This window comes from Duncaniella dubosii, assembly GCF_004803915.1.
GTDB lineage: Bacteria > Bacteroidota > Bacteroidia > Bacteroidales > Muribaculaceae > Duncaniella > Duncaniella dubosii.
This window is the reverse complement of record NZ_CP039396.1, coordinates 2,708,609-2,722,489: the sequence shown is the minus strand read 5'-3', so window position 1 is coordinate 2,722,489 and position 13,881 is coordinate 2,708,609. Positions and strand designations below refer to the sequence as shown.

Below are 13,881 nucleotides of genomic sequence, written 5' to 3'. Positions count from 1 at the left end.
AATGGATGAAAGAATAATAGATAGAAAACTCTTTATTGATTTGGCAAATGAGGTTGGCTTGAACGCTTCGCATATAGAAGCAATGGGTGAAATGCGTCATTGTGAAATCACAGTTAGCGGCAATATGCTGGAACGTCTAGTTGAAATTCAGCATCAGTTCGAGCAACTTACCGTAATGGGGGATGATGAATACCGTGGCTTCTACATTGTGGTACCGCGACCCACTCCAGAGGAATGGGGTGATGTCGAGGAACTGATTGCTTCGGGAGAGTATCAAAGCAAAGAAGCCTTCCTTGCGGACTGGCTTGCGTTCAATCCAACGGAAACGCAGTGGTTTCATGTTACCTCTTATAAATACGAAGAGTTCCGGTCGATTCGCATTACAGACCGAAAACATGCGCATTTCGTCATAACAAATCGCTCCTCTTGTGCCGACGGAGAATCAGATGACGGATGGTATCAGGATTCCCTTGCCCGACTTTTCTGCTATTTGCAGAGGCTGGTTGATGTTATTGTTGCAAATCCTGATGGGTTCAACGACTATGTGGCGCACAATCTGCCGTGCCAGCAACGGATTGGGCGGATTGCACGAAAGGAACTCAATAGGATAGCTCCGAGCTTTAAGATTAATGTGGAAGATCGGGAAACAGCGATAAAGGCTTTGGAGGATTCTGCGAAGGAACATTCCGCACTTCATCTGAAGACTATGACCATTCGGCAATATTGCACATATTATCGTATCGCTAACGAGGCTTATGAGGCATACTACCGGAAGCGAAGTATTGGAAACCGTCTCTGCGAAGAACAACCGAATATCCCGGAAGAACTGCGAGATGTAGTCTATTACAAACGAGTGAAATTCGTAGATGTAGATAAACTCTATGACATTGACAGCCCGGAGGATTTTATACGGTTTGCAACAGACCACTATGGCGAGTTGGGGTTTTCGCGCTTGAACATCATTGCATCGAAGGTGCCACAGCAGGGTTGGATGATAGTTGTTTCTAATAGCTACTCGGCAAATGTCGAGCTGGCCATTGAGGTTGCCACTGCTCTATATAAGGTCGGAGTGCCATTATTGATTCGTGATGCCGAGAAACTTTTGATGATTCTGCGCGAAGAAGATTATGTGCGGTTAATTCCTAATACGTACCATAACTATATGGGTTATCAGGAAGAAGGTACTGTTTACGAACTGCCGTGGGAATACGAATGCTCAGACGATAGTGAATCGGATTTGACTTTGGAGCAATACAATGCGATTGTTTCTCTTGCGGAATGGCAGGATGAAGAATTGGTGAAGCCCATCGAGTGATGCTTAAATTGAAGAAGCTGGCTTTTATCTTGACTATAACATAGATAAAGGTAGAAGTCTGCTTCTTTGAAATCTCTATTTTGGTAGCAAAATCAGTATTTAATAGTCGTATCTTTTGAATTTGTGATTTTTGCGTCCGCAATATATCATTAAATAGGTAAAAAGTAATATCTTTGCATATTATATGATAAGTTGATTATGACTAAAAATACAATGGGAACCAAGTTGCCCCGAAAGTTGGAGCAGAAAATGTCAGTTGTGGGAGAGCAGATTAAACTGGCTCGCTTGCGCAGGAATCTGAGTGTGGCTCAGGTGGCGGAACGTGCCACTTGCTCTCCATTGACTGTGTCCCGAATAGAGAAAGGTGCACCGACCGTAGCAATCGGAATCTATTTGCGTGTGCTGTATGCTTTACAGCTTGATGATGATATTCTGTGGTTGGCCAAAGAAGACAAATTGGGAAAAACCTTGCAGGATTTGAGTTTGAAGACGAGGGAACGTGCTTCAAAAAAGGAGTAAACGATGAAGACGCTATGTGTTTATGCCGATTTTGATTGGCTCAAGGAAACAGAACTCGTTGGCGAGTTAGGCTATGAATCTCTTCGTGGCTCGGACAGCTATTGCTTTACCTTCAGCGATGAATGGCTGAAGAAACATGGAGATTTGTTCCTGAGTGATGACCTGAATAATTATCCGGGACAGCAATATACGCAACCGGAGAAAGATATATTCGGATGTTTCTCGGATGCCCTGCCGGATCGTTGGGGGCGAACGCTATTGTTGCGACGTGAGCAGATTGCTGCGATGGAAGAGAAGCGACCGGTACGGAGACTGTCTTCTTTCGATTTTTTGACTGGTATCGATGACTTTTCCCGAATGGGTGCTTTCCGTTTCAAGGAGTCAAAAGACGGAGGATTTATAAATGTAAGTGAGTCGTTGAAAATCCCACCTCTGACGGATATAAGGGAGTTGATTGCAGCCAGTGCGGAAATCGAGAAAAGCGAAGAGGGGAATGTCCTGCCTGACAGGAAATGGGTTGCCCAACTCGTGCAGCCCGGTTCTTCACTGGGTGGCGCAAGACCTAAAGCCAGTGTGATAGACACGGATAAAACGCTTTGTATAGCCAAGTTCCCATCTCGCAAAGATGATTACGATGCAGGACTTTGGGAGCATTTCAGCCATCTTCTTGCTGCAAAATCCGGTATAAATGCCGCAAAGACCAAAGTGCTGGCAACAGGAGAGAAATATCATACGTTGCTTTCGCAACGCTTCGACAGAACCCAAGAGGGGAAACGGATTCATTTTGCTTCTGCCATGACTTTATTGGGTCTTAATGACGGCGATAATGCAACTACAGGGCACGGTTATCTGGATATAATCGATTTCATAATCCAGAACTGTACGAATGTAGAAGGGAATCTGCAGGAACTCTATCGCCGTGTGGCTTTCAATATCTGCATTGGTAATAGCGATGACCATTTCCGTAATCACGGTTTTCTTTTGACTGCAAAAGGTTGGACGCTTTCTCCTGCATACGATATGAATCCAACTTTGAATGAATATCAAAGTTTGCTTGTTTCATCAACTTCTAATAAAGCAGAGCTGAGTATTTTGCTGGATGCCAGCGAAGATTATATGCTTAACCCAAAAACGGCAGAAAAGATTATTTCAGAAGTGATTGAAGCCGTGAAAGGATGGCGAGAACTGGCAACACGATTGAGTATTTCCAAAAGAGAGATGGATATGTTTTCAGGAGTATTGGATGAACGATATGGTAGTATTTAAATTTGATAAGGAGAAAAATAACTATGAGTGGAGGATATTTTGATAGGAGCACATATGCAATGCGTGAAATCGCAGATACTATGGAGCGTGATATTGCGAGAGCTTTACAGCCAAAGCCAGAGAAGGAGCATATGGATTATTGGGTAATTTATGAGAAAGACAGCTTTAGCTCATTCCATAACTATAACAGCTATATGAAGTTTGCTAGTTATGAAGATGCAGAATCTTTTCTCCTGAGAGATAAAACTATCATCAAGGCAGAACAAAAATATGCAGACCTTTTTATCGCAGATGACATAATATTCCAGTCAACAACGCATAATATGTCTGATACTCCTGATGGTGAACAAATTCCAGTATTATACTCAATCTATCATTGTTGTTATGACCGTTATCCGGATGATGCTGATGTATTGGAACTGTCAGATGAGACGATAAATGCAATGAAGGAGGCGTATCGGCAAATGCGCATAGCAGAAATATATGCAATTCGCGTAGATTGGATGATGAGTGGCGATGATAGCGAGGAGAGCTTCCGGGAACGCATCAAGGAAGACTTGGCGGAGTTTGAAAAGGAATATGCTGTTAAAGACTGGACATATCTCGATGAAGATGAGGAATAAAAGCAATAACCACTGTGGACTTTTCGAGTTTTTCGCTATCTTTGCAGTTTCTTACAAGAAGTTGTAATAAAATGAAAACTGAAGATAGACCTATTCCGGTAAACCGAATAAAAGCGGTATTGGCAGAAAAACAAATTTCAGCTAAACAGCTTAGTGTCGCTGTTGGTAAAAATGCAACCACAATATCGCGATGGTGTAATAATAAAATTCAGCCGTCAGTTACACAACTTCAAGAAATAGCTCACATCCTTGATGTGGATGTGAGAGAATTATTATGTCCAACTAAGTAATTGCGTATGTTTAAGGTTATATGGGATAAAGAAAATAATGGAGTTCGTCTAACGATGGCACCACCGTCTGGTGAGGCTCTAAATGTTTGTCCACGTCCCGTGTTTTGGGAAGAACTTGACTTTCTTGGACTCGACCAAATAGGTTGGAGGTATCCTCATTGTGAAGAACCTCTTTTATGGGCTTGTGATCGTCGCTATTTCTATAAAGGTGAAATGGTTCTCGAAACCAATGGAGGAGACCTGTTTGAATCACATATTTTTACTTTTGTTGCCAACACTCAACTTGATATAGAGCCTGTCAATATGTCGGCTTTGAATAAAGCCAATGAAGATCCCCTTTTCCTTATCGAACATGAAGCGATGGAATTTATTGATGGGGAGTATCGTAAATATAAGGCTGCAGAGAAAGCAAAAGAAGTAAATCCTGATTTTGATTTCCAGGAATTAGCTTCAAAGTTATCTAAAAGAACTAAAACAGAATACGCTGTGGTAAAAGAGTCTTGCGATAGCTTTGACGTTATGCCTATTCAGGACATAGAGAAACTTGGAAAATCAGCCTTACTAAAGAGTAAAATAGACATCTTCGTTTGCTCCTTCTCTGGAGGTAAAGATTCACAAGTAATTCTAGACCTTGTTACAAGAGTAATTCCCAGTGAAGATTTGGTCGTTATCTATTCAGACACTGGTTATGAATTACCTCCTTCGCTTGATTTATACGATGAGGTGAAGGATTTTTATCATGAGAAGTATCCCAATTTACGTTTCTACGTATCTAAGAACCATCAAGAGTTGATGTTGTATTGGGATAGGATGGGGGCACCAAGCCGTGTTTTACGCTGGTGTTGTAGCATTATGAAGTCTGCTCCATTAGCTCGCCTTCTGAAAGAAATTTGCGGTGGAGATAAACAGCCTTCTGCAATACTTTTTGATGGGGTTCGTAACGAAGAAAGTGTTAACAGAGCTAACAGAAGCAGAATTGGCAAAAATGCAAAGCATAATAATATCATTAATGTTAGCCCAATTATATCATGGAATGCCACAGAAACGTATCTGTATATACTCCTTAAAGGACTTCCGTTTAACTCTGCTTATCGTTTAGGGTTTTCAAGAGTTGGCTGTGTTATTTGTCCTTATTCGTCAAAATGGAGCGAGAATATAGCATCCAAAGTATATCCGAACTCTATTCAGCCCTTTATTAATAGTATTCGTTTGTCATTAGAAAAGTCTAAAGTACATGGCATTGACAACTATATCAAGCTGGGTAAATGGAAAGAAAGAGCTGGCGGTCGTACAGTTGAATGCCACTCTGATATTTCGTTCATAGAAGAAGGACAGGACTTTAAAGCAACTATTTCCAATCCCAGAGAAGATATTTTAACTTGGTTTGGAGTATTGGGTGAAATTCAAGGAAACTTTGAAAATGATTTTTTTTCTGGGACTCTCAAATACAGAAAAAAAATGGTTAACTTCAAAATAACCTATGGTTCGCAAAATATTTCAATCATCGAAGTGAATGGAACGGAGAACGATGTTGTATTTATGAGTCACATAAAAAGGGTGCTCTATAAAGCAACTTATTGCATCCATTGCGAAGTTTGCGAAGTTGAGTGCCCGACTGGGGCTCTCTCTGTTGTTCCAACAGTTAAAATTGACAAAAACAAATGTATACATTGCTTGAAATGTATCGAGTTTGATGGCAAGGGTTGCCTTTCCGCAAGTTCGGTCAGCATCTCGAGCGGAGAAAAAATAAATAAAATGCAATCCGTTAAATCAGGTATTAATCGCTACAACGATGGCATGGGCCTTCGTGAAATATGGCTAAAAAAATATTTTGCCACATATGAGACTTTTTTTGACAACGATAACCATGGTCTAAATCCACGTTATCAGATTCCTCCTTTCACAAACTGGATTCGTGAAGCAGGGATTCTCAACCAATCAGACAAATTTATTTCTCCGATTGGCAAAAGAATGGCTGACACTTTTGCAGACAATGCCAATACTGTATGGGATATTATCTGGGTTAACCTTACAGAAAACTCAGAAATCGCAAGATGGTTCTCATCAACAGTTCCTTACGATCGTAACATCACAAAGCAGGAACTTGAAATTATGATTCAAGACTCTTATCCCGATTTGAAAGACCGTACATTGAAAAATCCATTAAACTCTCTGCTGAATACATTTAAGGAGAGTCCGCTAGGATCCGCTATTGCTATACCTACTACGGTTGACCGTAAACCTGGGGTTATTCGCAAGGCACACAATGATCTTTCGCTCGTAGCCACTGCGTACTCTCTATATCGCTATGCAGAGAAAAATGGTCGTTACTTACTGACCGTTTCAGAGTTCTACAATCCCGGTCAGACAGAAGGCATCGTTCGCCAGTTCGGTATTGAGCGTGAAGATTTCGAGGCTACTCTCCGTTCTCTTGAGCAGGAGCAGAATCAAGTGCTCCGCGCCGAACTGAAAATGGGGCTTGACAATATTATCCTTCGTGAGGATCTCACCTCAGAAGACATCATCAAACTAATGTTGAAATAATTGACCTGTAAACTCATGGCAACAAAATATTCAGACTTCATTCACTTACAGAACTTCCTTCCGGTATACGACATACTGGAAGAAGGAGTTTCTTCGTGGCAATCATTCATCCCAACTGCTCAGTTCAATGAGATGCTCCAACGCTCGCTCACCGCAATTACCAGCAGCGAGATAAGTAAAAGAAGAAGCATCTGGGTACGCGGTACTTTCGGTACCGGTAAAAGTCACGCAAGTGCAGTGGTCAAGCACCTGCTTTGTGATGACTTTGATTCAATTAAAACATATATAGAAAACATCAATGATCCAGCGCTAAAATCCCAAGTAAGGAACCTTCGCCAAAACAAACGTTACTTCGCCGTAACACTTAAGGGGGTGCAACAGGCATATGACATTCCACGCTTCACGCTGTCGTTGCAGCGCGAGGTGTCGAAGGCTGTCAAAGCAGTTGTGCCAGACTTTGTTGTTAATTCTGATTTCACAGCCGCCATAAACTGAATTGAGGGGCATCGTCGCATTTTTGAGGAAGAAGTCATCCCCAATGCAAAAGACCTTTCCGACAGCATTAATACCGCTGATGAAGCCATTACATTCCTTAAGAACTACAATCCCGGAATGTATATTACCATTGAAAATGCCATCCGTGAAACCATTGGCTCAGTTTTTGAGCAAACGGCGATTGCCGAATGGCTTGCTGAAGTTGAACAGGAAATAGAGAAGCGCAGTATTGCTAACGGACTTATAATCTTCTGGGATGAATTCACATCTGTGATGGATACATTGAAAAGCGATCGAATCAACCTTCTCCAAAATATCGCTGAGAAATCACAGCATCACAACATATTTCTGTTCCTTATCTCGCACCGTGTAGAGGCGCAAAGCACCGACAACAAGGCGAAGGACATCACGAAGATGAGTGATCGGTTCGATGAAATTGATTATAAGATGGATAGTCTGAGTACATATTTGATTATGCGTCACAGCTTTACTATTCCAGATATCGAATCGAATGAGCAGTTTAAGGCGTTCAAAAATATTGTACTCCCAAAAATCGGAGAAGTACTTGACTTCCTGACACATGGCAATGCCGAACAGGTAGGCCATATCAAGGAGCTCCTCCCAATGCATCCTTATACAGCTTTCCTTTGCTCGGAAGTATCAAACTTCATAGGTTCTTCAAATCGAAGCGTCATTAAGTTCATGCACGATGGCGACTCTGGCTTCGAGGCATTCCTCAATAACGAAAATTGCTATGATGTGGATATGCTGATGACAGCTGACACTCTGTGGGATTTCTTTTATCCCACATTTGATGCAGACCCCGCTAGCGTAACGTTCACTGGGCTATTCAATTCGTTTGAAGACAAAGTGCGTGCTCAAGGTGAAGACCATTTGCGAGTCTTTAAAGCGATTTTGCTGCTCAACGCATTATCACCCAAGTTCAAGAAGTCAATCGAGCTGATGACCCCAAACGACAACGTACTCCGTTGTATGTTTGCTGGTGATCGTGCTCACAGTAAAGTTATCGACATCTTGAACTATCTCGACGAGAACAAAATTGTAGTCCGCGACATCTTTGGCGAGTTCAAAATCCGCGGCACTTCCTACAATCAGAATGAGATGAACAAACGTCGGCAGGACGAACAGTCGGCCTATAAGACGTCTATTTCTGTTCTTGATTATGACACTGTCAGTAAAGAAGACCTCGGTGGGTTGTTCCAAATAGGCGTTTCTGTTAAGCGAGAAACTGCCGTCCAGTTCTTCTCATGCGAGGATAGCGAGCAACTCCTTCGCAGTAGGTTGAATAAGTTCACATCTGACAAGCCCAACTATATGCACGTTGCGTTCTTCCTCGCTCTTGATGAAGAAAACCGTGAAATAAAATCGACACTGCTCAACAATTTCTCAAAGGAATTTGAAAATCTGGTTATTGTACTGGCTGAAGAAACATTCTCTATACAGGCTTATAACAAATTCATTGATGCCGTGGCCACATCTAAAGTTGCTCGTAGTCATTTCAATGAATCTGAGGCTAAGGAATTTGAGAAAGCGGCTCATGCTTTTGTTTCTAAGTGGATTACACAACTTCGGCACAACACCTATAATGTATATTTCAATGGTGAGTCTTATCGTGAAGGCACTATTGATCAACTTCCAGACCTTCTTAACAATAAGCTCTGTGCTAAGATTTATAACATGGGATTTGAGACAATGCGTTTTCCAAAGACGGTAACTGTCCGAAAGTTATCCAACAAATACTGCAGGCGCAAAACCGTGATCAGCTAATATCGCACGGCAGTAGTGCTTCGCCGCTAAAATATCTCTTTGAGGAAAACGGAAATACTCTTGTTAAATCTGATGGAGTGCTTTCTGAAAATGCTCTTAACGGGCATTCGTGGCTGGTAGAAATCTGCCATCATGTGGAAAAATGCATGGAAAAAGCACGTAAGGAATACGCTGATAAATTCAGTTTGCCTGTAGTGTTCGCTTCGTTCATAAAGCCACCCTATGGCATGTTTACTTCCATGCTGAATTGTGCAGCTATAGCATACGCTCTCCGCAAATATAAGTCTGAGTTGTTCCAAACAACTATATCCCAGCCCATCTCTGACGAGGCACTTTGCACCATGGTGACCGACTTATTCAAGATGTGGAAAGACGGTAAGTCTGACTCAAACTCCAAAATGCTTCTCCGTTTTGGCTCGAAGGAGGAAAGTGACCTTACCAAATTACTTTATGATACATTCGATCTCGGCCATACAATTAAGGCCAAACCAGATGATGTCAAGAGTCTCGACAATGCTAAATGGTACATTCAGGAATTCTGCAAGCTATATGCAAAACAACCTCTATGGACTCTTGTCCATATTCCCAGTTTATCGGAAGATTTGAAGAATGCGATACAATCTCTTATTGCAATCTTTGCTCAGGAGGCTCCTCCTGTCGAGAAAATTAAAGCGATTTATCGCAACATCAAAAACAATCATGTGGAGCTTCTTATACTTATCACCAATGTTGATAATTACGAAAAAGGATTTGTAAACTTCGTTGACAGTATAGAAGGTATCAAAATCGAGAAAGCATGGTGGAACGAGATGCTTGAAAAGCTCTCGCAACTTCCCAGCGAAATCGCATTTCGTAAGGAGTCCGATGTTGAAAAAGCCATTTACCAATTCTATATTATTGCTGTCCGATAAAACTTTTTGAGGCAAAACAAAATTAGGACTGGCACCTATTGCAGGAGTCAGTCCTTTTAGTTTAGTTTGTGTTGGTCAAAACATATTCTAAACTATGCCCAAAAGTAGTCATTTTAGCGGACAGCCGCTCTATGGTCAGGTAATAAAACTGCTTGACAAGTCGAAAATTCTTCAGTTTAGCCGCGAATACGGAGGAGAGAGATATACCAAACGGTTTAACTGCTGGATTCATCTGGTGGTAATGCTCTATGCGGTGATAATGCGATTCGACTCATTGCGTGAGATAACAGCCAGTTTGCTTGCCGAGACGCGTAAACTGTCTCATATAGGTATTACATTCAAAATCGGGCGCAGCACACTCGCGGATGCCAACAAGAGGCGCCCCGAAGCTATATTTGAGGCTATATATCGCGATTTATATGCCACTTACCGCCACGTTCTTTCCTCGGACAGCCACAGCCGCAAGACTCCAAAATGGATGAAACGGCTGCAGATTATCGACTCCACGACTATTACTCTGTTCTCCAACCTGCTGTTCAAGGGAGTCGGACGCCATCCAAAGACCGGAAAAAAGAAAGGCGGAATCAAGGTTCATACCGTCATACATGCCAACGAAGGTGTGCCGTCGGATATAAAGTTCACATCAGCGGCTACAAACGACTCATTCATGCTCAAGCCAACAACATTGAGTAAAGGCGACATAATGGCAATGGACCGCGCATACATCGACTATGAGAAGTTCCAACAACTGACGGAGCGTGGCGTAACATACGTCACCAAGATGAAGAAGAACCTGAAATACAGCATATTGTCGGACACTATGTATCAGACTCCTGACGGACTGATGGAGGTCAGGATACAGCAAGTGGAGTTTGTAAAGCAGGTTAAAGGCGGAGAGGTCATTCGACATAAATCACGCATAATCACTTATGTGGATGTCAAGAAGCGCAAACTGATATCGCTGCTGACCAACGATATGGAGTCCGACCCGGAGGAAATCATCGCGATATACCGACAGAGATGGGAAATTGAGCTGCTGTTCAAGCAGATGAAACAAAACTTTCCACTTAAATACTTCTATGGCGAGAGCGCCAATGCCATCAAGATCCAGATCTGGATCACACTAATCGCCAATCTACTGCTGATGGTTATGCAGAAGGGGCTGAAACGCCAGTGGAGCTTCTCCGGGCTGGCAACAATGGTCAGAATTACCCTGATGTACTACGTTGACTTCAACAGCCTGTTTAACAACCCGGAAAAAGAGTGGGAAATCATCCTTTCCGAGGCCTCCGGAGCGCCTCCCGAACCGTCATTGTTTGACTGAGGGGGCTTGTAAGGTAAAAAAGAAGACTCGAACACCGTAAAATCAGCGTTCGAGCCATACTTTATTGCGCTATTTGAGTTTTATCGGACAGCAATAATTCTATATCCGTAAAACCTCCGGTAGCGGCGGACAGAATGGAGAAGGCGATGGGGACAGCGACAATGGTGAAGACGGCAACAACAGTGGTAATGATGGAGACTCTAACAATGAAAATAAGACCTCTAAGACGGACATCGTTAAGCAGGCTAAAGAGAAAATCAAGACCACAAATATGCCAAACACCATGTGGCAAATGGCCATACTTAATCTTCTCGAACAGTATCCTGAAACCGCAGATTTTTTCAATCGACTATAAAAATGGATGCAACCGACAAAGTAATAGCATTTCACTCGCTTGATGACCTTAAGGAGGCCATTAGCGTTGACGTAAAGTCATATGATGTGCTAGCGCAACGATATTGTGTACGCTTCATTATGTTGAATAACTTTGATGCTTTTCGAGAACTAACCAAGTTTCTTGTTTTGGAACTTGGTGTGGAAAAGTTCGATCTTGAAAAGCTTGCGTTTGGCCCGGACAAAACCATTGACATCGACACTCTGAGCGATGCCGTACGGAACTTGAAGGTCTCTAGCATCGTAACACCCTTCTCTGAACTTGCTCGATTTTTCAAAGAGGACGAGTTCAAGGGTTTCTTTAATGATATTATCTTATCTGAAGATATTGCACATCCTCAAAAGCGAATTTATATTCCCATCATCGGGCTGCATAACCGGTTTACAGACTTCCTCAAATCCTTTGGACGCATTGAAGAGAGCGCCCCCATTTGGCAATATTATACGCCTAAGGACGATAAGGTAATGGTATACGTCTCAAAATTCAAAAACTATACTATTCCTGACAAGCTTAATATTTGCTCACTGCCTACCATGCGTGATTGGCTTAGTTTCTGGAAGAAACAGGCACCTAAAGATAAAATCTTGTGTGGTGCATCACCAATTCTAAACCGCTGGCCGAATGCTAAGCCGGACTCAATATTCACATTCCAGTCTGTAGATAACTCGCATAAGTTTATAACCGACTTCCTTGAAATATCATTACCCATAGAATATAAGGAATCAGAATTGGAATATTGGGACGCAATGCTTCAAAACATCGGCAAGAAGGCCGCTCAGCTGTTCGACTTTCCGAGCTATGTTGAAGACCTATTTAATCGAAAAACGATAACTGCAAACGATATTCTTTTGCTTTGGGCAAAAAATGAAACACTGGCTTATGAGCGTTGGCTTCTTAAAGCTTACGCACTTGCTTACAAAGGGGATGAACTGTCGGGTTATATGTGCGATGTCCTTCATGAGATCGACGACTTTAAGATTGCTAACACATTGTTTGTCAATCTTACCGAGCGGATATTCTATATGACTAATGCGGAACGTCTTCAAAACTTCGACAGCCGCAAATATATTATGCAGTCTCAGTGCGAATTGTTCCGCACACTTGTTCCTGAGGAACATCAGTTATGGGTCAAGAATCATATCATTGAAATAGCTCAAAAGGACGATAGCCTTTCTCAAGCAAAACGACTTTGTACTTCCATCTTTGACTTTGAGAAAATCTTGTTCCTCGGCTGGTATGTTCTTATGGCAGAGAAAGACTTCGGTCTTTCACACCTTAAAGAATTTTATCCTGACCTTGCCGGGTACCTTACTGCGTATGAATCTGTTGCGACCAAAGTTACAGCCTCGTGGGCAGCTGATTATCTAGAACGATTCCGTAGGGCAAAGATAGTTGATAATTACACCGAAGAACTCAAGGAAATTGTAGAGGAACGCAACGCGAGTGCTGAATCTTTTTATAATTGGTACTACTCGTTCCAGAATAGTCACGATTTGCTGAATGAAATTCAGAATAGTCAAGTTTACCCCATAGACAAAATCTATTGGGTGGACGGCCTCGGCGCAGAATTTATTCCATTCATTCACTACCTGCTTGAAAACTCACAGAGCAATTATGAAGCCATACTTTCGCAAATCGCTCGCACAACTATTCCATCGAACACGCATCTTAACTCATTTGATGTTGGCAACCATCTCATCTTTAAACTCAATGCGCTTGACGAACTGGCACACGAAGGCCACTATCAAAAATATACGACCCTAGTTGCAGAGCTGGAAACTGTTAAAGCAGTTATCTACAAAATTCTTGACGATAATAAAGTCGGTAAACACACAATCGCCATCGTGTCGGATCATGGACTTAGCTCCATGTCCCGCAAGTGCGACTCATTGAAGATTGATTCCAAAACAAAGCATGAAGGCCGATATGTCCCCCTTGCAGATGATTGTACGATGGTCAGCGACATTGATTTCGTAGTTCACGAAAATGAACGCGACCATAAGAAATATAAAGTCGCTCTCAGACATCAGTCGCTTGGTGTCAAACCGACACACGAGGTACATGGCGGTGCCACGCCTGAAGAAGTGCTTGTCCCATTCATTGTTATTTCCAATGATGATGCCTCGAAATCTCTCAAATACACGATTGTACCAGTCGAGGCTAAGGTGCCCATTTCTGACAGGAAGGTCGTATTTAAGATTATTCCTGAGCCTCAGTCATCCAAGGCCATATTCAATGGTCAAGAGATAACTCTTATTCGCCATGGTATGCAATGGGAGGGTATCATCCCCAATGCAACCGAGGGCAAACATCACATCACGGTTATTCCTTTCAGAGGGAAACCTGTACAATTGGAAATTGAATTCTTTGGTATGGGCTTTAGCTCAGGCCTTGATTTAGATGACTTTTAAT

General features: G+C 42.2%; 11 protein-coding genes. All 11 read left to right on the top strand.

The window, feature by feature from the left end; all coding sequences use genetic code 11:
- The first annotated feature begins 1 nt into the window (after position 1).
- The 11 genes from E7747_RS12130 to pglZ all read left to right on the top strand — a co-directional run bounded on the left by E7747_RS12130 (position 2) and on the right by pglZ (position 13,880).
- Positions 2-1,315: a hypothetical protein gene (locus E7747_RS12130; protein ID WP_136416199.1), complete on the top strand. Its 1,314-nt coding sequence runs from the start codon at positions 2-4 to the stop codon at positions 1,313-1,315.
- A 198-nt stretch (positions 1,316-1,513) separates the two neighbouring features.
- On the top strand, positions 1,514-1,834 hold the full coding sequence (locus E7747_RS12125) for a helix-turn-helix domain-containing protein (protein ID WP_120470935.1): 321 nt from the start codon (positions 1,514-1,516) through the stop codon (positions 1,832-1,834).
- 3 nt (positions 1,835-1,837) lie between these two features.
- Positions 1,838-3,100 carry a type II toxin-antitoxin system HipA family toxin gene (locus tag E7747_RS12120; protein ID WP_136416197.1) on the top strand — a complete coding sequence of 421 codons (1,263 nt, stop codon included), beginning with the start codon at positions 1,838-1,840 and terminating at the stop codon, positions 3,098-3,100.
- Positions 3,101-3,159: 59 nt separating this feature from the next.
- The gene (locus E7747_RS12115) at positions 3,160-3,723 is read left to right on the top strand and encodes a hypothetical protein (RefSeq protein WP_317130196.1); all 564 of its coding nucleotides are present in this window, start codon (positions 3,160-3,162) and stop codon (positions 3,721-3,723) included.
- 71 nt (positions 3,724-3,794) lie between these two features.
- Positions 3,795-4,013 carry a helix-turn-helix transcriptional regulator gene (locus tag E7747_RS12110; RefSeq protein WP_175578482.1) on the top strand — a complete coding sequence of 73 codons (219 nt, stop codon included), beginning with the start codon at positions 3,795-3,797 and terminating at the stop codon, positions 4,011-4,013.
- Between the two features lie 6 nt (positions 4,014-4,019).
- Positions 4,020-6,557, top strand: a complete 2,538-nt coding sequence (locus E7747_RS12105) for a phosphoadenosine phosphosulfate reductase domain-containing protein (RefSeq protein WP_136416195.1) — start codon at positions 4,020-4,022, stop codon at positions 6,555-6,557.
- Positions 6,558-6,572: 15 nt separating this feature from the next.
- Positions 6,573-7,052, top strand: a complete 480-nt coding sequence (locus tag E7747_RS12100) for a hypothetical protein (RefSeq protein ID WP_136416193.1) — start codon at positions 6,573-6,575, stop codon at positions 7,050-7,052.
- Positions 7,053-7,169: 117 nt separating this feature from the next.
- Complete coding sequence (locus tag E7747_RS12095) at positions 7,170-8,840, top strand: hypothetical protein (RefSeq protein ID WP_136416191.1); 1,671 nt, start codon at positions 7,170-7,172, stop codon at positions 8,838-8,840.
- Positions 8,841-8,986: 146 nt separating this feature from the next.
- Positions 8,987-9,751 carry a hypothetical protein gene (locus E7747_RS12090; RefSeq protein WP_136416189.1) on the top strand — a complete coding sequence of 255 codons (765 nt, stop codon included), beginning with the start codon at positions 8,987-8,989 and terminating at the stop codon, positions 9,749-9,751.
- Positions 9,752-9,845: 94 nt separating this feature from the next.
- Positions 9,846-11,075 (top strand): IS4 family transposase, encoded by a 1,230-nt coding sequence (locus tag E7747_RS12085; RefSeq protein ID WP_136413786.1) that lies wholly within the window; start codon positions 9,846-9,848, stop codon positions 11,073-11,075.
- Positions 11,076-11,432: 357 nt separating this feature from the next.
- Positions 11,433-13,880, top strand: a complete 2,448-nt coding sequence (pglZ, locus tag E7747_RS12080; RefSeq protein ID WP_136416188.1) for a BREX-4 system phosphatase PglZ — start codon at positions 11,433-11,435, stop codon at positions 13,878-13,880.
- The last annotated feature ends 1 nt before the right edge of the window (position 13,881 follow it).